At 73.8% G+C, this 18,652-nt stretch carries 17 protein-coding genes; 8 read left to right on the top strand and 9 right to left on the bottom strand.

Going from position 1 to position 18,652, the window contains the following annotated elements; genetic code table 11:
- The first annotated feature begins 17 nt into the window (after positions 1-17).
- The 3 genes from AB0K25_RS09490 (at position 18) to AB0K25_RS09480 (ending at position 3,604) form a co-directional block, all read left to right on the top strand.
- Positions 18-1,271: a histidine kinase gene (locus AB0K25_RS09490; protein ID WP_363819465.1), complete on the top strand. Its 1,254-nt coding sequence runs from the start codon at positions 18-20 to the stop codon at positions 1,269-1,271.
- Positions 1,268-1,894: a response regulator transcription factor gene (locus tag AB0K25_RS09485; protein ID WP_363819462.1), complete on the top strand. Its 627-nt coding sequence runs from the start codon at positions 1,268-1,270 to the stop codon at positions 1,892-1,894. Before AB0K25_RS09490 ends, AB0K25_RS09485 begins: the two co-directional genes overlap by 4 nt.
- A 138-nt stretch (positions 1,895-2,032) precedes the next feature.
- Entirely contained in the window at positions 2,033-3,604 is a 1,572-nt protein-coding gene (locus tag AB0K25_RS09480; RefSeq protein ID WP_363819459.1) for a pentapeptide repeat-containing protein, read from the top strand.
- A 44-nt stretch (positions 3,605-3,648) separates the two neighbouring features.
- Here the strand turns inward: AB0K25_RS09480 and AB0K25_RS09475 are convergent, their stop codons facing one another.
- The 4 genes from AB0K25_RS09475 to AB0K25_RS09460 all read right to left on the bottom strand — a co-directional run bounded on the left by AB0K25_RS09475 (position 3,649) and on the right by AB0K25_RS09460 (position 6,048).
- On the bottom strand, positions 3,649-3,804 hold the full coding sequence (locus AB0K25_RS09475; protein ID WP_219461075.1) for a hypothetical protein: 156 nt from the start codon (positions 3,802-3,804) through the stop codon (positions 3,649-3,651).
- Positions 3,801-4,022, bottom strand: a complete 222-nt coding sequence (locus AB0K25_RS09470; RefSeq protein WP_208566316.1) for a helix-turn-helix transcriptional regulator — start codon at positions 4,020-4,022, stop codon at positions 3,801-3,803. The genes AB0K25_RS09475 and AB0K25_RS09470 overlap by 4 nt, the downstream gene beginning before the upstream one ends.
- On the bottom strand, positions 4,022-4,501 hold the full coding sequence (locus tag AB0K25_RS09465) for a DUF2975 domain-containing protein (protein ID WP_363819456.1): 480 nt from the start codon (positions 4,499-4,501) through the stop codon (positions 4,022-4,024). The genes AB0K25_RS09470 and AB0K25_RS09465 overlap by 1 nt, the downstream gene beginning before the upstream one ends.
- Before the next feature lie 68 nt (positions 4,502-4,569).
- Complete coding sequence (locus AB0K25_RS09460; RefSeq protein ID WP_208566314.1) at positions 4,570-6,048, bottom strand: glutamate--cysteine ligase; 1,479 nt, start codon at positions 6,046-6,048, stop codon at positions 4,570-4,572.
- 163 nt (positions 6,049-6,211) lie between these two features.
- On the opposite strand from AB0K25_RS09460, the gene AB0K25_RS09455 reads away from it, so the two are divergent.
- Positions 6,212-6,547, top strand: coding sequence for a DUF3817 domain-containing protein (locus AB0K25_RS09455; protein ID WP_357533820.1), 336 nt, complete (start codon positions 6,212-6,214; stop codon positions 6,545-6,547).
- Between the two features lie 141 nt (positions 6,548-6,688).
- Here AB0K25_RS09455 and AB0K25_RS09450 read toward each other — a convergent pair whose 3' ends face one another.
- A complete protein-coding gene (locus AB0K25_RS09450) occupies positions 6,689-7,231 on the bottom strand; it encodes a hypothetical protein (protein ID WP_363819453.1) in 543 nt (180 codons plus the stop codon).
- Positions 7,232-7,406: 175 nt separating this feature from the next.
- Here AB0K25_RS09450 and AB0K25_RS09445 point away from each other — a divergent pair, with 175 nt between their 5' ends.
- The 4 genes from AB0K25_RS09445 to AB0K25_RS09430 all read left to right on the top strand — a co-directional run bounded on the left by AB0K25_RS09445 (position 7,407) and on the right by AB0K25_RS09430 (position 13,294).
- The gene (locus tag AB0K25_RS09445; RefSeq protein ID WP_219461083.1) at positions 7,407-8,525 is read left to right on the top strand and encodes a Vms1/Ankzf1 family peptidyl-tRNA hydrolase; all 1,119 of its coding nucleotides are present in this window, start codon (positions 7,407-7,409) and stop codon (positions 8,523-8,525) included.
- Positions 8,518-10,281, top strand: a complete 1,764-nt coding sequence (locus AB0K25_RS09440) for a thiamine pyrophosphate-binding protein (protein ID WP_219461088.1) — start codon at positions 8,518-8,520, stop codon at positions 10,279-10,281. The genes AB0K25_RS09445 and AB0K25_RS09440 overlap by 8 nt, the downstream gene beginning before the upstream one ends.
- Before the next feature lie 134 nt (positions 10,282-10,415).
- The gene (locus AB0K25_RS09435; protein WP_363819600.1) at positions 10,416-11,819 is read left to right on the top strand and encodes a hypothetical protein; all 1,404 of its coding nucleotides are present in this window, start codon (positions 10,416-10,418) and stop codon (positions 11,817-11,819) included.
- Positions 11,820-12,154: 335 nt separating this feature from the next.
- A complete protein-coding gene (locus tag AB0K25_RS09430) occupies positions 12,155-13,294 on the top strand; it encodes a SigB/SigF/SigG family RNA polymerase sigma factor (protein WP_208566310.1) in 1,140 nt (379 codons plus the stop codon).
- A 77-nt stretch (positions 13,295-13,371) separates the two neighbouring features.
- Here the strand turns inward: AB0K25_RS09430 and ctaD are convergent, their stop codons facing one another.
- From ctaD to AB0K25_RS09410, 4 genes are all read right to left on the bottom strand, one after another.
- Positions 13,372-15,378 (bottom strand): cytochrome c oxidase subunit I, encoded by a 2,007-nt coding sequence (gene ctaD, locus AB0K25_RS09425; protein WP_363819449.1) that lies wholly within the window; start codon positions 15,376-15,378, stop codon positions 13,372-13,374.
- An 89-nt stretch (positions 15,379-15,467) separates the two neighbouring features.
- Positions 15,468-16,196 carry an ATP-binding protein gene (locus AB0K25_RS09420; RefSeq protein ID WP_357533813.1) on the bottom strand — a complete coding sequence of 243 codons (729 nt, stop codon included), beginning with the start codon at positions 16,194-16,196 and terminating at the stop codon, positions 15,468-15,470.
- A 112-nt stretch (positions 16,197-16,308) separates the two neighbouring features.
- Entirely contained in the window at positions 16,309-17,466 is a 1,158-nt protein-coding gene (locus tag AB0K25_RS09415; RefSeq protein ID WP_219461098.1) for a glycosyltransferase, read from the bottom strand.
- Positions 17,467-17,566: 100 nt separating this feature from the next.
- Positions 17,567-18,547 carry a glucosyl-3-phosphoglycerate synthase gene (locus AB0K25_RS09410; RefSeq protein ID WP_308290700.1) on the bottom strand — a complete coding sequence of 327 codons (981 nt, stop codon included), beginning with the start codon at positions 18,545-18,547 and terminating at the stop codon, positions 17,567-17,569.
- Positions 18,548-18,652: the final 105 nt, after the last annotated feature.

Here is an 18,652-nt window from a genome sequence, read left to right as displayed (position 1 = left end):
GGGACACTCTCGTGCGGATGCTGCTGCTCGATCTCAGCGGCCTCGGCTACCTCGTCTTCGGCACGCAGGCCGGTAAGCCGCCCACCGACGCCCAGTGGGCGCTGGCGGTGGTCGCGTTCGCCGTCGCGGTGCTCGCACACCGCCGGCCCCTGGTGAACCTGACGGTGCAGACCGGACTGCTGGTGGTCGCGGTCGTGGCCCTCGACGACACCACCATCAACCAGGTCGGGGCCAGCTGGGCGCTGCTCGAACTGACCATGCGGTCCCGTCGGCCGCGTACCGGTTGGCTGGCCGCCGGCGGGCTGGCCGTGGTCACGGCGTTCGGCCCGTCCCCGTCGGGTCACGGGGCCCGGGGCATCGTCGGGACGGTGTTCGGGGTGCTGGTCTACGTCGGGCTGCCGCTGCTGGTCGGCACGGTGGTGCGTACCAACCGCGAACTCGCCCGGCAGGCCGAGGAACGGCTCCGGGCGGAACAGTTGCGACGCGAGTCGGACAACAGGGCGGCACGCGCCGACGAACGCAGCGCCATCGCCCGCGAGCTGCACGACGTGGTCGCGCACCATGTGGCGTCGATGGTGCTGCGTGTCGGTGTCGCCCGGCACGTCCTGACCGACCTCGGCCCCGGGGTGGGCGCGGTCTTCGACGACGTGCACGCGACCGGGACGGCGGCGTTGGCCGACCTGCGGGGGCTGGTCGCGGTGCTGCGTGATCCCGACGTGGCGCACGGGGACGCGGCACTGATCTCGATCGAGCCGGCGGCGTTGCCCACCGCGCTCGGCGCGGCGATCGACCGGGCCCGGCAGGCCGGGGTGACGGTGGAGGCGGAGGTCGATCCGGCGGTGGGCGCACTCGACGCGGTACGCGGGCTGGCGGTGCTCCGGTTGACCCAGGAGGCTCTGACGAACGTGGTGAAGCACGCCGGCGCGTCCGCGCGGGCACGGCTGTCGGTGTCGGTCGTCGAGGACGCCGTCCACTGGGAGGTGTCCGACGACGGTCGGGGCTGGGCTCCGGCGGCGGTGCCGCCCGGTGGTGGACACGGTCTCACCGGCATGCGGGAACGCGTGGAGGTCCTCGGTGGGCGGTTGGACGCCGGGCCGGCCGGCACCGGCTGGCGGGTCCGGACCGTGCTGCCTGCCGGTGCGTCCCCCACCGGGGCGTCGCCCGGTGCCGGTGCGTCGCCGGCCGGTGCGGGGACGCCTCGGGCCGGGTGGGCCGGCCCGGCGTCCCCGCCGCCCGGTTCCGCCGGGCCGTACGCGGCGGGGCCGGCGTGATCCGGGTGCTGCTGGTCGACGACCAGCACCTCATCCGTGCGGGCCTGCGCATGCTCTGCGAGGCACAACCCGACATCGAGGTCGTCGGGGAGGCCGACAACGGCCGCGACGCGGTCACCCTGGCCGCCCGGCTCGTCCCCGACGTCGTGGTGATGGACCTGCGGATGCCCGGTGTCGACGGGATCACCGCGACCGGGCGCATCCTCGCCAACCGGCCCGGCACCCGGGTGCTGGTGTTGACGACGTTCGGCGACGACGACCATCTCTATCCCGCCCTGACCGCCGGTGCCTGCGGGTTCCTGCTCAAGGACGCCCCGCCTGCCGACCTGGTCGACGGGGTCCGGCGGGCCGCCGCCGGAGCCAGCCCGTTCAGCGAAGAGGTGTTGCAGCGGTTGGTCGGTCGGGCGGTGCGGGCCCGCGTGCAGCCGCGCACACCGGTGACGGGCCTGACCGCCCGCGAGCGGGACGTCCTCGACCTGGTGGCCGAGGGGCTGTCCAACACCGAGATCGCCGACCGGCTGCACATCGGCGTGACCACCGTCAAGACCCACATCACCAGTCTGATGACCAAGACGGACAGCCCGAACCGGGTTCGCCTGGCGCTGTTCGCCCGAGGCGGCTGACCGGGCCCACCGGGGGCGGCTGACCGGGCCCACCGGGGGCGGCTGACCGGGCCGCCCGGCTGGGGTGGCTGCCTGTCGGCCCGGCTATCCTGCGCGACGCCGGGGGCGTCCCCGGCGAGGGCTCGGGTGGGAGGTCGGGTGACGGTCGGGGAGTCGGACTCGGTGGCGTTCCAGGTAGCCGTCCGCGCGGTGGCGCAGGAGACCGGCGCGGGCCGGATCGTCGCCCTGCGTGGCCTCGGCGAACTGGTGTCCGGCTGCCCCGGGCTGCGACCCCGGGCGGTCGCGGCTCTCGCCGACGGGCTGCGGGCACCGGTGGGGGCCGACGGGTGGGACGCCGACGCCCGGCGGGAGGCGGGCCGGGTGCTGGCCGCGCTGTTGCGCCCGGCGGCGGAAGCCCCGGCCGGGCCGGCGGACCCGACCGCCGATCCGGAACCGCCGCCCGCCGTCGACCTCGACCTGCGGGGGGCCACCCTGGTCGACCTCGACCTCTCCTGCGCGGTGCTGGGCGCGGCCCGGTTCGCCGACGCCCGGTTCCTCGGGACCACCTCGTTCTCCGACGTCCGGTTCACCGGCGACGCCGACTTCGCCCGCACCGTCTGGCCCGGCCCGGCCCGCTTCACCCGGGCCCGGTTCCTCGGCCACGCCGCATTCGGTCGGGCCCGGTTCCGCGCCGACGCCGACTTCACCGGGGCCCGGTTCGCCGCGTTCGCCTGGTTCGGCCGGGGCGAGGACGAGCTGTGGGAGGACGACCCGGCCTGGGAGACCATCGAGGAGACCTCCCCGGCACCCTGGGACGAGCCGAACGAGGACGACCCGCACTGGCCCGTCGCCGTGCTGATGGGTGACTACCAGGAGTGGAGCGAGGGCGGCGACGGTGCCCGGTTCGTCGGGCCGGTGTCGTTCCGGCAGGCCAGCTTCGCCGGTCCGGCCTGGTTCTTCAAGGCGCGGTTCGGGGCCGCCGCGACGTTCCGACGGGCCCGGTTCGGTGGGCCGGTCCACCTCGACCAGCCCAGCGTGGAGCTCACCGGCGCGACCTGGGCCGGTACGACCGACGACGGGCCGGTGTGCTGGCCGCTCGGCTGGACGCCGGCACCGGCCGGGCCGGACGGGGCGCAGTTGGTGCCCGACGACGCCGTCCGCCCGTATTCGGGTCAGCTCGCCGACGCCGACCCGGACGTGCGCCGGGCGGGGCTGGCGGTCCTCGCCGACCTGGGTGACGCCCGGCCGGAGCTGCGGCAGCGGGTGGTGGACGCGGTCTGCGGCTACCTGCGTACCCCGCTGTCGTTCGACCTGGCCGGGCCCCGCACCGACGGGCAGGCCGCCGAGCTGGAGCTGCGGCGCACCGCGCAACGGATGCTCGCGGCGCGGCTGCGTCCGTCGACGCCCGCCCCGGGCGAGCCGCCGCACTGGCCGGGAACGGACCTCATGCTCTGCGGGGCCACCCTGGTCGACCTCGACCTCGGCGGTTGCCACGTCGGCCACGCCGATTTCACCGGCGCCCAGTTCCACGGCGACACCGGGTTCGTGGGGAGCGTCTTCACCGGGGCGACCTTCCGGCTCGGCGGCGGCGACGGGCAGGCGACGTTCCACGGTCCCGTCAGCTTCGCCGGGGCACGCCTCGACCGCCGACGCGGTGTGCGCGAGGTCCTCGGCGCCGTGGCGGGTCACGCCGGGATGGTGGTCGACGAGACGGCGTCTCCCCCGGCGTGAGCGCCACCGCGCGGCGCCCTTGAACGACCCGGCCCCGGCGGGCGCTACCGCAGGACCCGTACGCCGATGGCGATCGCGCCGATGACCAGCAGGCCGCCCAGGAACTGGAGCCCGGGGGAGTCGTCGGACTCGCCGAGTACGACGCCGGCCACCCCGACGGCCAGGAGCACGACGGCGACGAGGGCGGACAGGTACCTCACGGCGTCGGCTCCTCGTCGTCGACGAATTCGAGCAGGTCGCCCGGCTGGCAGTCGAGCACCCGGCAGATCGCCTCCAGCGTGCTGAACCGCACCGCCTTGGCCCGGCCGTTCTTCAGCACGGCCACGTTGGCCGGGGTCAGCCCGACCCGCTCGGCGAACTCGCCGACGCTCATCTTGCGTCTGGCCAGTTGCACGTCGATGCGGACGACGATGGGCATCAGATCACCGCCTCCAGGTCGGTGCGCAGTGCGGTGGCCTGCCGCAGCAGCGCCCGCATCACCACCATCAGCAGCCCGAGCACGGTGACGCCGACCGACAGGAGGAACAGCAGCATCGGCAGCCCGGGGTCGTCGGCGTGGAACCCGACATAGCCGAAGACGGCCACCAGCACCAGCCAGCCGGCGGCGACGGCCCAGACGATGGCGTCCACCCAGGCCAGTGCCGACTCACTGAAGATCCGGTCGTTTCTGACCAGGGTGAGCAGCCGCCAGGTGGCGACGATCACCACCTGTACGCAGAGCACCCAGAACACCGTCACGGCGGTGGCCGGCCAGCGCAGGTAGGCCTGCTCGGGTGCTTCGCGCGCCAGGTGGGCGAACTGGCCGGGCAGCGACATGGTCTGGAACAGCACCAGCACCGCGAACAGGACCACGAGGAAGCCTCTGAGGGTGGTGACCGCCCAACGCGCTGTCGTCATATATCGACTATCGCTCGTAAGCTATCGAAAGTCAATCGACTCGGCGGGTGGGCGGTGACCCGACACCGTCAGGGGACCGGCCACTCGTGGACCGGCTGGTTGCTGTGCATCAGCTCGACGTAGTGGCGGACCACCTCCCGCAACGCCTCCGGCCGGTCGAGATGGTCGGCGGACTCCAACCGGTGCAACGTCGCCACCTGCCAGCTCGCGCCGTTGCGTCCGGTCAGGCAGCGCTGCTCGATGATGCCGAGCAGCCGGTCACGTTCGGCCGGATCCACCCCCCAGCCGTCCAACCCTTGGTGCGCCAACGGCAGCAGCCGGCGCAGCACCAGCTCGGTCGCCGGCAGATAGCCCAGACCCGGCCAGTAGACCTGCGCGTCGATGCCGTGCCGGGCCCCGCTGGTGAAGTTCTCCTCCGCCGCGCTGAACGACATCTGCGACCACAGTGGCCGGTCCGACTCGGCCAGCGCCCGGACCAGCCCGAAGTAGAACGCGCCGTTGGCGATGGTGTCCACCACCGTCGGCCCGGCCGGCAGCACCCGGTTCTCCACCCGCAGGTGCGGGCGGCCCTTCCACACGTCGTACACCGGCCGGTTCCAGCGGTAGATGGTGCCGTTGTGCAACCGCAGCTCGGCCAGCCTCGGCACCCCACCGGCAGCCAGCGTCTGCGCCGGGTCCTCCGGGTCGCAGACCGGCAACAGCGCCGGGAAGTAGCGCACGTTCTCCTCGAACAGGTCGAAGACGCTGTTGATCCAGCGCTCACCGAACCAGACCCGTGGGCGTACCCCCTGGGCCTTGATCTCCTCCGAGCGGGTGTCGGTCGCCTGCTGGAACAGCGGCACCCGGGTCTCCCGCCACAGCTCCCGGCCGAAGAACAGCGGGGAGTTCGCGCCCAGCGCCACCTGGATCCCGGCGACCGCCTGGGCGGCGTTCCAGTAGGCGGCGAAGTCGACCGGGCTGACCTGCAGGTGGAACTGGGTGCTCGTGCAGGCCGCCTCCGGGGTGATGGTGTCGGCGGTGGTCGCCAACCGCTCCACCCCGCTGATCGCGATCCGCAGGTCCTCCCCACGGGCGGCGAAGATCTGCTCGTTGAGCAGTGCGTAGCGCGGATTCGCCGACAGCGCCCCGGCGGTCAGGTGCCCCGGCTCCAGGGTCGGCAGGATGCCGATCATCACCATGTGGGCGTCGACCGTGCGGGCCTTCTCCTCGGCGGCGTTCAGGCTGGCCCGCACGTGAGACTCGAACTCGGCCGTGCCGGTGCCGACGAGTCGTCGGGGCGCCACGTTGATCTCCACGTTGAACTGGCCCAGCTCGGTCTGGAAACTGGGATCGGCGACGGCGGCCAGCACGTCGGCGTTGCGCATCGTCGGCCGGGAGTCGTCGTCGACCAGGTTCAGCTCGATCTCCAGGCCGGTCATCGGCCGCTCGACGTCGAACCGGGACTCCCGCAGCATCTCGGCGAAGACGTCCAGACACCGGCGGACCTTCTCCCGGTAGCGGGCCCGGTCCTCCCGGCTGAACGTGCGCGCTCCGACTTCCTCACCCATGGCCACCCGCCCTGTCACCGTTGGTCCTGTCAACCTCGCACGTCCCGGACGGACCGGGAAGACCCGAAGGACCCCCTACGTACCCACCGGGGACCCGGGTGATCCCCGTCGCCCCCCGGTCGTCACGCGCCGGCCGCCGACGGCGGCTGGCTACCATGACCCGATGCGCGAGAAGGTGACCCGGTTGTTCGTGGCGGCGGCGATCGCCGAGGCGTGCTCCTGGCTGGCCCTGCTGGTCGGCATGGCGGTCAAGTACGGCCCGCCGGGCAACGAGATCGGCGTCAAGGTCTTCGGGCCGATTCACGGCGCGCTCTTCGTCGCGTACGGCCTCCTGGTGCTCGCCGTCGCCCGGCTGCACCGGTGGTCCCTCGGGGTCACCGTCGTCGCCCTGGTCTGCGCGGTGCCGCCGTTGGCCACCCTGTTCTTTGAACGCTGGGCCGCCCGCCGGGGCCTGCTGCGGGCCACCGGGGAGCAGCGCCCGTTGACCCCCGTCGGCTGACCGCCCCGCGTGCGCGCCCGGCGGGGACACCCCGCGACGGGCCGACGCCGGGAGTCGACCGGGCCGGAACCCACCCACCCACGACCGGGCCGCCCGTCCGGGCCCGGCCGTCGGGGCGGGTGACGATCGGACGGGTCGCCGTCAGGTGAGGACCACGGCGGCGGCGACCAGCAGCACCAGCACCGCCCCCAGCACCGCCTGGATCAGCAGCGGCGGGCCCAGGTGGCTCCACACCGTGGCGGTACGCGGGGTGAGCAGCTGACCGGTGGTCAGGTTGACGATCCGTTCGATGCGCGGCGGCAGGTCGACGTCCTGCGGCCGCAGGGTCAGCTGCACCCAGTCGGACGGGTGCACCGCGCTCTGCGGCAGGTGCCCGTGCAACTCCACCTCATAGAGCAGACCCTTGTCGTCGCGCACCCGCAGCGGTGTGACCAGGAACTCCGGACCCTTTTTCAGGTCCTTCCAGGTGCGGCGCGCGCCCCCGCCGGCCCGGGAGAGGGCGGTCCGCACCAGCAGCACCAGCAGACCCGCCACGCTCGCCGCGGTCAGCACCGCCACCAGCACCGGCTGGCCGATCCTGACCTCGCGGGGGTAGCCGTCCATGAACCGGACCACCCGCCCGGTGAGTATCCGCTGGGTGGGGCGTACCACCCGATTTCGGAGATCGCTGTCCATGTTCACCACCGAGAGTCCCTTCCCGTTCACTGATGGTATCCAGCAAACGGGTCGAACGACGTGAATGAACCGGAGAGTCACGACACGGACGACGGTGGGTGAGGCGCTTCGGCTGGTGGTCGGGCCGAGGTGACATCCCGGGCAGCCCGGGTAAGCGGGCGGCCGAGCCGGAAAGGGGTCGAGCATGCAGCTGTCCTTCCTGCGCCCGCTCTATGACCGTCCCGGGCCGTGGTGCTCGGTCTACCTGGACGCCTCCCGGGACACCCAGGACGCGCGTCCGGCGTTGGACCTACGCTGGCGGGCCCTTGCCGAACAACTCGCCGCCGACGGCGCCGACGAGCCGACCATCGCGGCCCTGGACCGGGTGGTCCGGGGTCACGACCCGATGCCCGGCGACTACGGGCTGGCCGCGTTCGCCAGTCGGGGCCGGGTGGTGCTGTCCGAGTACCTCGCCGCGCCACCACTGCGCGACCTGGCCGCGTACACGCCGCTGCCGCACGTGATGCCCCTGCTGGCGCAACGCGGGGAACAGGTGGCCTGGGTGCGGGTCCTCGCCGACCGCACCGGCGCGGACGCGGTCGCGGTCAGCGCCGGTGGGGTGCCCCGACGGGCCCACGTCAGCGGCCGGCAGACCTACCCGCTGCGCCGGGTGCAACCCGGCGGCTGGTCCCAGTCCCGCTACCAGCGGGCCGCGATGGAAGCCTGGCACCACAACGCCGGGGACGCCGCCGCGGCCACCGCCGAACTGGCCGACCGGGTCGGCGCGGACGTGGTGGTCGTCGCCGGGGACATCCGGGCCACCGGGATGATCACCGCGCAGCTGCCGGCCCGCTGGCAGGACGTGGTGGTGCGCACCGACGCCGGCTCCCGGGCCGGTGGCGCCGACCCGGCCGCGATGGACGACGTCACCGTGCAGACCATCGCCGAGGTCGCCGACCAGCACGTCACCGCCGCGCTGGACCGGTTCGGCACCCAGGAGGACGTCGGTGCGGGGCTGGCCGCCGTGGTGGCCGCCCTGCAACGCAACCAGGTCGACACGATGCTGCTCGTCGACGACCCGTCGGCCGTCGGTGAGCTGTGGATCGGACCCCGCCCGACCGACATCGCCACCGCACCCGGCCAGCTCGCCGCCGTGTCCGACCCGCAACGGGTCCGCGCCGACGCGGCACTGGTCCGGGCGTTGGTCGGCACGGACGCGGACCTGACCGTCCTCGGGCCGGACGAGGCCCCCGAACTGGCCGACGGGATCGGTGCGGTGCTGCGCTACGTCGACCCGGCCACGCCGGGACGCGACCATGGCTGACCGTACGGTCGCGCAGCTGGTGGTGGACCGGTTGCGGGCCTGGCGGGTGCCCCGCGCCTTCGGCTGCCCGGGGGACGCGATCGCCCCGGTGGTCGAGGCACTGGACACCGCGGGCGGGGACCCGGAGTTCGTCCCCGCCCGGCATGAGGAGGCCGCCGCCTTCATGGCGACCGGGCACGCCAAGTTTACCGGCGGCATCGGGGTCTGCCTGGCCACCCAGGGCCCCAGCGCGGTGCACCTGCTCAACGGTCTGTACGACGCGAAACTGGACAGCCGGCCGGTGGTGGCGATCCTCGGGGAGGACGTCACCGGACCGCTCGGTGAGGTGCACGAGGAGATCGGGCTGAGCCGGCTCTTCGGCGACGTCTGCCACCAGTTCGTCCGCTACGGCCGTACCCCGGCCCAGGTGCCGGCCCTGCTCGACCAGGCGTTGCGCACCGCCGCGGCGACCCGCAGCCCGACCTGCGTGGTGCTGCCCCGCGCGTTGCAGGTCGCCGTGGTGCCGGACCTGCAACCGGACACGGTGGGGGTGCTCAACGCGACGCCGGGCGAACCGCTGGCCCGGGTGCTGCCCCACCAGGCGGACCTGGACGCCGCCGCGGCGCTGCTCAGCGTCGGAGCGCGGGTGGCGATCCTGGTCGGGCAGGGCGCCCGGGGTGCCGCCGGGCAGATCGCGGCGCTGGCCGACCGGTTGGGTGCCGGCGTCGCCAGCTCACTGCCGGGCAAGCCGGTGCTCGACGAGCGGCTGCCGTTCCACACCGGGGTGCTCGGTGCGGTCGGCACCACCGCCGCCGCCCAGCTGATGGGTGGCGCGGACACCCTGCTGCTGGTGGGCACCAACGACCCGTGGACCGACTACCTCCCGATGCCCGGTCAGGCCCGCACCATCCAGATCGACATCGACGGGCGACGGATCGGCAGCCGGTACCCGGTGGACGTGCCGCTGGTCGGCGATGCCACCGAAACCCTGCGCGCGCTGCTGGCCCAGGTCGCCGACCGGCCCCACCGGCAGTGGCGGGCCACCGTCTCCGGCTCCGTCGAGCGGTGGCGCGCGGAGGCCGCCGCCCGCGCCGCCGAACCGGCCGAACCGGTCAACCCGCAGCTGGTGCTGCACGAGCTGTCCACCCGGTTGCCCCGCACCGGGTCGGTCGCCGTGGACGTCGGTTCGGTGCTCTACTGGTACGCCCGCCACCTGGAACTGCCGCCCGGGGTCGACGCGCAGCTCTGCGGCGCACTCGGCTCGCCGGGCTGCGCCGTGCCGTACGCGCTCGCCGCGAAACTGGAGCGCCCGGACGAGCCGGTGATCGCCTTGCTCGGTGACGGCGCGATGCAGCTCAACGGGCTGGCCGAGCTGATCACCGTGGCCCACCGCTGGCAGGGGTGGGCCGATCCCCGGCTGGTGGTGCTGGTGCTCAACGACCGTGACCAGCGGGGTCTGGACCACCGCGGGTGGGTGCCGGGCGTGGCCGGGCGGCGGGCCGACGTGCCGTACGCCGGTTGGGCCCGGCTGCTCGGGCTGCACGGTGTCCGGGTGGACCGGCCGGAGCTGGTCGGCGCGGCCTGGGACGAGGCGCTCGCCGCCGACCGCCCGTGCGTGCTGGAGGCGGTGGTGGACCCGGGCGTGCCGCTGCGGGTGCCGGAACCGGCCCTGGCCGACCTGCGGGGCCTGTTCGCCGACGGCGACGCCGCCCGACGCGTCCGGGACCGGATGATGTCGGCCGAGCGGTCGGTCGTCGAGGCCGAGGACCTCGTCTAGCACCGTCGTCGCCGGTGCACCCCCGGGGTCGGGGATTGCGCCCGACGGGGCGGGATGCCCCGTTTAGACCCCAGAGGGAGGGGAAGCCGGGCTGCGTGGTGAGTGATCGAGGCGGGGTGGAGCCGGCGTCGGTGGTGCCGGCGGGACCGACGGCCCAGGGTGCGGGGCTGGCCGGCGACCGGGTCGTGGCGGTGGGCAGCCCCGCGCGGGTGCTGGTGGCCGCCGCCGCCCGGGCCCTGCGCGGGGTGGACTGCGCCGACCTGGGCCAGCCGAGCCCGCCGTCACGGTTCACCCCCGCGCCGGAGCCGGTGCGGGGGGCCGTCGCCGGGCGGGTCGCCGGCAAGCTGGCGCTCACCGCCGCACAGGCCGGCGAGGTGGACGGGGAACGGGTGGCCCGGTGGATCGTCGACCAGTACCCCCGGGAACGGTATCCGGCGCTGGTGCTGGGCTCCCCGCACGCCGCCGCGGTGCACCTGGCCGTGGCGCTCGGGGTGCCCTGGCTGCCCACCGGGTTCGAGATGACCGCGCACTGGACGCGCGGCGCGGTGGACCGGCCCGGTGCCGCCCTGGACCAGGGTGCCGCGTTCGCCGCCCGGGTCCTCGCCGGCAACCCCGACCTGCACGTCCGCCAGGTGCACTGCCCGGCGAGCCGGGGCACGCTGGCCGGCGTCGCGATCAGCCTGGTGGCCCGGTGGCGGGCGTTGCCGGTGGCGTACGCCCGGTTCCTGGCCGACCGGCTGACGCCCCGGGCGGTGCTGCTGCTGGTCGGTGACGGCCGTCGGTGGCCGGTGTCGGACTCCGGGCAGGGGCACAGCTTCCAGCTCGGCTCCCCGGCCAGCGGGCTGGAACCGGTGGACTTCCACACCGACTCACCCACCCTGCGTCAGGTGCTGCGGGCGGTCGGCGGGACCGGGCAGGGCTGGGAGCCACCGGCGGTCACCGCCGCCCGCGAGCCCGCCGAGCACGGGGTGGAACCGGGCTTCACCCGCACGCTGGACCACTGGGCCCGCAGCCGGGGGCACGAGCTGCGTCAGGTGCAGACGCCGCACCCCGGGGCGCTCAGCGCGGCGACCGCCGACCTGTACCGCCGGTGGCTGCGTCGGGCCGGCAAGACCGGCGACCGGTTGGTGGTCGAGTGCGGCCGGCTGTTCGACCCGTGGCAGGTGGTACGGGCGGGACTGGTGCCGTACTGGTGTGAGAACGCGACCCGACGCAGCGTCGAGGAGGTGGAGTGGTGGCTCGCCGGCAGCGAGCCGTTCAGCTCGGTGGACGTGCTGCCCGAGTCGCCGGGGATGCGCTCACCGGCGCTGGCCGGGCTGCCGCAGTGGCTGGCGGTGGCGGCGTTCGGCCGTCGCCGCCGGGCCCTGGACCGCACCGCCGCCCGCGGCTACCCGGTCGCCTCGGTGGCCACCCGGCGGGCCACCGAGGTGCTGCGCGGTCAGCCGTACGACCTGCCGACGCCGCCGCCGCTGAGCGTGGCCGACGCGTTGGCCGGGCTCCGGGACGCGGGTGCCCCGCTGGGGTTGGCCGTGTCCTGACCGGCCTGCCCGTCCGGCACCGACACCGCCCGCTCCGGCGGGCGACGGGGCAGCCGGTAACCCGGAAAGGGGACGCCGGGGGTGTCCGCGCCGTCGGGCCGGACCGGGCACACCGAAACATCCTCGCGAACCCGGGGCCGCGTGGTTGAGTACCTGGGGAGCGGGAAGACCGCTCGCCGCGACGGTGCGATCACGCCGGGTGGCGACCGGTCATCGCCTCCGCGCGTCCGGCGATCCCGGCGCGGCACGTGACCCCACTTCCGACCCGGTGCGTGGTGCCACCACGCGCACGACCGGCTCGATCCGGGCGGGGGACCTTCCTGAGGGAGGCGCGGATGTTCGGACAGACCACCACGACCACACCACCTCCGACCGAACGGGGTCTGGAGGATCTGGACGCCGCCGCGCTGGCGTACGCCGCGCGGATCGCCGGCCTGCCACCGGAGCGTCGGGGCGAGGCCCGCGAGGACCTGGTCCGGTTCGCCCTGCCGTTCGCCGGCCGGCTGGCCCGCCGCTACCGGGGGCGGGGCGAGCCGTTGGAGGACCTGGAGCAGGTGGCCCGGCTCGGCCTGGTCAACGCCGTCGACCGGTACGACCCCGAGCGGGGTTCGTTCACGGCGTACGCGGCGATCACCATCGTCGGTGAGATCAAGCGGCACTTCCGGGACCGCACCTGGGGGGTGCACGTGCCCCGGCGGTTGCGCGACCTGATCCTGGAGGTCGGGCAGGCCACCTCGGCGCTGACCAGCGAACTGTCCCGGGCGCCGAGCGTGGCCGAGCTGGCGGCCCGGCTGGAGACGCCGGAGGAGGAGATCCTCGCCGCCCTGGAGTCGGCGGCCGGCTACAGCCCCGCCTCGCTCAACGCGCCGGTCGGCGGGGAGAGTTCCGCCGAGTTCGGTGACCTCGTCGGCGAGTCGGACAACGCGTTGGAGTCGGTGGACGACCGGGTGACGGTCAGCGGGCTGCTGCACCGGCTGCCCTGGCGGGAGCGGCGCATCCTGGCGATGCGCTTCTACGGCAACCAGACCCAGGCCGAGATCGCCGCCCGGTTCGGCATCTCCCAGATGCACGTGTCCCGGCTGCTGTCGCGGGCGTTGACCTGGCTGCGTCAGGCGATGCTCGCCGACACCCCGCCGCCCTGGCAGAACGGCACCGCCGAGACGGAGACCGGCCGGAACCGGATCGCGGTCAGACGCACCGCGGAGCGGACGGTGGTCGAGGTCGGGGGAGAGATCGACCGCGACGGCGCGGACCAGTTGCGCCGGATGATGCTGGAGGCGGTCGCCGGGCAGCCCCGCGAGCTGGTGGTGGACCTGGACGGAGCGGGCGGGGTCGACGCCGGTGGCATCGCCGCGCTGGTGGCCGGCCGGGACGCCGCCATCCGGACCGGGGTGCCGCTGCGGCTGACCCGGGCCCAGCCGGCGGTACGGCGGTCGCTGGCCGCCGCCGGCCTGCCCGCCACCGTGGACGCCTGACCCGGCTCCGGCCGGCGGCAGGACGAACGTCGGGCCGGCACCCCCGCACGGGGTGCCGGCCCGACGGCCGTTGCGGGTCAGCGCCGTCCGGGGTCGTCGTCGTCCGTGCCGTGCGGGTGCCGCCACCGTTCGGGGGTGTCGGGGTTCGCACCGCCGGGGCCGTCGTCGTCCGGGGCGTCGGAGTGCGCGAAGCCGGGACGGCGGACGTCCTCCGGTTCGGGCACCTCCACCGGGCGGGCGCCGGACTGCGGGGCGGGTTGGTACTCCACCGCCTCCCGGGCCCCGTGCGCGCCCTCGGCCGCCGGTGACTCGGGGACGTGCCGCTCGTGGTGCAACTCGTCGTGCAGGTGCTGCGGTGGCCGGGTGGTGCGTTGCGGCAGGTCCCGGCCGAGGTCGGCGACGAGGGGGCCGTACTTGGCGTCGAAGGCGGGCCGCTCGGAGCGGATCCGGGGCATCCGGTCGAAGTTGCGCAACGGGGGCGGGCAGGTGGTGGCCCATTCCAGGGAGTTGCCGAAACCCCACGGGTCGTCCACCGTCACCAGCGCGCCGTAGCGCCAGGACTTCCACACGTTGTAGAGGAAGAACAGGGTGGACGCGCCGAGCACGAACGACCCGACCGTGGAGATCATGTTGAGCGTGGTGAAGCCGTCGTCGGGCAGGTAGTCGGCGTACCGGCGGGGCATCCCCTCGTCGCCCAGCCAGTGCTGCACCAGGAAGGTGGCGTGGAAGCCGATGAACATGGTCCAGAAGTGCAGCTTGCCGAGCCGTTCGTCGAGCAGCCGGCCGGCCATCTTGGGAAACCAGAAGTAGACCCCGCCGAACGCGGCGAACACGATGGTGCCGAACAGCACGTAGTGGAAGTGCGCCACCACGAAGTACGAGTCGGTGACGTGGAAGTCCACCGGCGGGCTGGCCAGCAGCACCCCGGTCAGGCCGCCGAGCAGGAAGGTGACCAGGAATCCGACGGCGAACAGCATCGGCGTCTCGAAGGTGAGCTGCCCCTTCCACATGGTGCCGATCCAGTTGAAGAACTTCACCCCGGTGGGCACCGCGATCAGGTAGCTGAGGAAGCTGAAGAACGGCAGCAGCACCTGGCCGGTGGCGAACATGTGGTGCGCCCAGACGGTCATCGACAGCACGGTGATCGCGACGGTGGCCAGCACCAGGCCGGTGTAGCCGAAGATCGGTTTGCGGCTGAAGACCGGGATGATCTCGGTGATGATGCCGAAGAACGGCAACGCCACGATGTAGACCTCGGGGTGGCCGAAGAACCAGAACAGGTGCTGCCACAGCATCGGCCCGCCGGTCGCCGGGTCGTAGACGTGGGCGTCGAGCAGTCGGTCCGCGCCCAGCGCCAGCAGCGCGGCGGCCAGCAGCGGGAAGACCAGGATCACCAGGACGGCGGTGAGCAGCATGTTCCACGTGAAGATCGGCATCCGGAACATGGTCATGCCGGGCGCGCGCAGGGTCAGCGTGGTGGTGATCAGGTTGACCGCGCCCAGGATGGTGCCCAGGCCGGAGACGACCAGGCCGACCACCCACAGGTTCCCCCCGATGCCGGGGGAGTGCGTCGCGTCGCTGAGCGGGTTGTACGCCGTCCAGCCGAAGTCGGCCGCACCACCGGGGGTGAGGTAGCCGCCGACGACCATCGTGCCGCCGAACAGGTACAGCCAGTACGCGAACGCGTTGAGCCGGGGGAACGCCACGTCCGGTGCGCCGATCTGCAACGGGACGATGTAGTTGCCGAAGGCGAACACCAGTGGGGTGGCGAAGAGCAGCAGCATGATCGTGCCGTGCATGGTGAACGCCTGGTTGTACTGCTCGGGGGAGAGGAACTGCATCCCGGGCCGGGCCAGCTCGGCCCGGATGAGCAGGGCGAGCACGCCGCCGATCAGGAAGAACACGAACGACGTGGCCAGGTAGAGCAGGCCGATCTGCTTGGCGTCGGTGGTGCCGAGCAGCCGCAGCAGCTTGTTCCCGGGCAGTGCCGGGCGGACCGGTCCGGGGAAGCCACCGAACCGGGCCGGGGCGAGGATCGCCGGGCCGCGGTCTCGGGCGGGTTCCGTGGTTACCCGTCTGGGCATGGCTCTCTCACCCCGTCGTGACGACAGAAAGGACGGGCGCGACTACCCGTCCCTCCGCCCATGTAACCAGGCGAGAGAGGGAATTTCGGTCAATTCGCGGGCAGGAGTGCCCAAACCACTTTGCCGTCGGCCAGCGGGGAACTGCCCCAGCGCTGCGCCATGTCCCGGATCAGCAGCAAACCCCGGCCGCCCTCGGCGGTCACGTCCGGGCTGGCCGCGCGCGCCACCGCCCGGCTGCCGTCGGCGACCGCCACCCGCAGGTACGGCTGGTGCAGGGTCAACGTGATCCGCATCGGGGTGTGGGCGTGCCGCACCACGTTGCCGACCAGCTCACTGAGCACCAGCGACGCCGGTTCCACCAGGTGCGGGACGTTCCACCGGGCGCAGGCGTCACCGACCAGCTCACGGGCCCGCCGGCAGGCCCCCGCCACCGGATCCAACCGGACCCGCAACCGGGGTGCGGCCCTCGCCCCGGCCAGCCGGGCCGCCTCGGCGCAGTCCTGCCGTACCGGCACCACCCGGCAGGTGGTGGAGGTGGACAGCCAGGCGGCGGCGTCCGGCGGGGGGGAGCAGAGCACCACCGGCACGGCCGGCCAGTCCGCGGCCTGCCGGGCGGTGGCGGCGAAGACCGACAGCGCCAACCGGTCGGCGACGGTCACCCCGCCCAGGTCGACCACCAACGCGTCCGGCAGCGTGGCCAGGCAGCGGTCCAGCACGGTGTGTACGGCGCGCATGGTGCCCAGGTCGAGTGCGCCCGCGAGGCGTACGACGGTCACGGGTGACTCGTCGTGGACCTCGCAGGTGATCCGGCTGGCCATCGGCCCCTCGATTCCGCTCGCGGTGCTGGGCAGAACTGCCAGGTACCCGCGGTCCCGGGGAACGAAACCGGGCCCGGACCGAGGACGGGCCGGACCCGGTCGGGTCGGTGGTTCAGGCGGCCTGGAGCTGCGGCTTGCGGGCCCCGGCGCGGACCGTCTCGTAGAGCGTGACGTACCGCTGCGCCATCACCGCCGGGGTGAACCGCTCGGCGGCCTCCCGCCGGCACTCGTCCGGATCGAGCCGGCGTGCCGCCAGCAGCAGCTCACCCAGCTCCTCCTCGTCGTCGGTGAGCAGGCCGGTCCGCCCGTGCGCGATCAGCTCGGGCAGGCAACCCCGACCGGTCGCCACCACCGGCGTGCCCAACGCCAGCGACTCCACCACGGCGGTCCCGCCGGGTTCCTCCCAGCGCAGCGGGAACAGTGACGCCCGCGCCCCGGCCAGCAGGTCGTCGCGCTCCCGGCCGGCCACCGTGCCCACCCAGCGGACCAGGTCACCGTCGACGTGCGGGGCGACCTGGTCGTAGAAGAACCGCACGTCCGGGTTCTGCCGGGCCTCCTCGCCCGCCGCGGCCAGGTCCGCCGGCCGGTGGTACGGCCCGACCGGGCCGGCGAGCACCAGCGGCACCCCGGTGCGCCGGGCCAGCCGGGCGCCGACGTCCTGGCCCTTGCCCGGGTTGATCCGGCCGAGAATGATCGTGTAGTCACCCTTGGCCGGCCGGGGCGCCCGGTCGGCGTGCACGGCCAGCGGGGTGGACAGGTGCACGTGCCCGACCGAGTGCGCCCGCAGCGCCCGGGGTGCGCGGGCCAGTTGGGCGGCGGAGACCCCGTTGACCCGGACCCGCGCCCCGGCGTCGAGGTTGCCGTACAGCTCGGGGTGCTTGGCGAGGTCCCAGTGCAGGGTGTGCAGCACCGGTGGGGCGGCCGGCCCCATCGCCGCGAGGGTGGCCAGCCCGACGGCTTCCACGTGGTCGTGCACCAGGTCGATGTCGTCGCGGCCGTGTACCTGCCGGACCACCCCGGCCAGGTGCGCCTGGGACACCCCGCACACCTGGTTGTAGGGCCGTTGCAACGCCGCGAACTGCCCGTCGTCGTAGACCGAGAACCTCTCGTCCACCGGCAGGGTGCTCGACCCCACCGAGGCCAGCACCACCTTCACCCCGAGCCGACGCAGCTCCGGCACCAGGGTGGCGATGACGTTCTCGATGCCGCCGTAGCCGGGTGGGGGCACGGACAGCCAGGGGCCGGCGTTCATCAGCACGGTGAGACTCATGATCGGGGAATCCTCTCGGGACGGTGGGAGTCCCGGGCGGGTGTCGACCCCGCGCGTCGGGTGGCACTGCCGGTGTCGCGTCGGAGGGTCCGCCGCGTCGTCACGCGGCCACCCGCCGGCGCGGCAGCCGGGGCCGCAGCTCGGCCAGGGGTGGACGTTCCTGCACCGAGACGTCGTTGACGACGATCTCCCGGTCGAGATTCGGCAGCGCCTCCGAGCCGCCCCGACGGAACTGGGTCAGCAGCGCTCCCGGGCTGGTGCCCGGGGCGGCCCAACCGCGCCGCTGCAACCGCGTCCAGGCGGTGTGCATGATCTGCGCGGACATCCGGCCCAGGGCCGCGGTGTCCTGGTGCCGGTGCTTGCGCTCGCCCAGGTCGACCTGGGCCAACGCGTCCAGGCCGACCAGTTCCAGCAGATCGATCAGCATGGCCGTCTCGACCCCGTAACCGGTGACGAACGGCACCCGCTCCAGCACCTCGCGCCGGCCGGCGTACTCGCCCGCCAGGGGCTGCACGAAGCCGGCGAGCTCCGGCCAGAACAGGTTCAGCAGCGGCCGGGCCATCAGCTCCGTCACCCGTCCGCCGCCGTCGGTCTCGACGCTGGTCGTGCCGACCAGGGGCCGGTGGTAGAAGCCCTTCACGAACTCCACCGACGGATCGACCAGCAGCGGACCGATCAGGCCGGTCACGAAGTGCGGCCGGAACTCCCGCAGATCGGCGTCGATGAACGCGACGACGTCGCCCTCGGCGGCGGCCAAGCCGGCCCAGAGCGCGTCACCCTTGCCGGTCAGCCGGGGCAGCCCCCGGGTCATCTCGTCCTGACCGACCACCTCAGCGCCGGCGGCCCGGGCCACCTGTGCGGTCCGGTCGGTCGACCGGGAGTCGACCACGATCAGCTCGTCGACCAGGGGAACCCGGTCCATCAGGTGTTCCCGGATCGTCGCGACGATCGCCCCGACGGTGGCTTCCTCGTTGCGGGCGGGCAGCACGACGCTGACCCGGTTCTCTCCCTTCGCCCGCATCAGCCGTCGCGTGGGCCAGTCCTGCGCCGACGTCGTTCGATAGGTGGCCCACGCCTCCACGACAGGAGAGACGATCGGTGTTGTATCCCGCACTGGCAAACCCCCAGATCCATGGCGGAAAACCCGGATGTGGTTTTCCCACCCCCGCACAACCGCTAACCGGAT

It is taken from the genome of Micromonospora sp. NPDC049257 (genome assembly GCF_040678915.1).
Taxonomy (GTDB): Bacteria; Actinomycetota; Actinomycetes; order Mycobacteriales; family Micromonosporaceae; genus Micromonospora; species Micromonospora antibiotica.
Note: the sequence above shows the minus strand (reverse complement) of the source record. Positions and strands in the feature narration are given on the sequence as shown.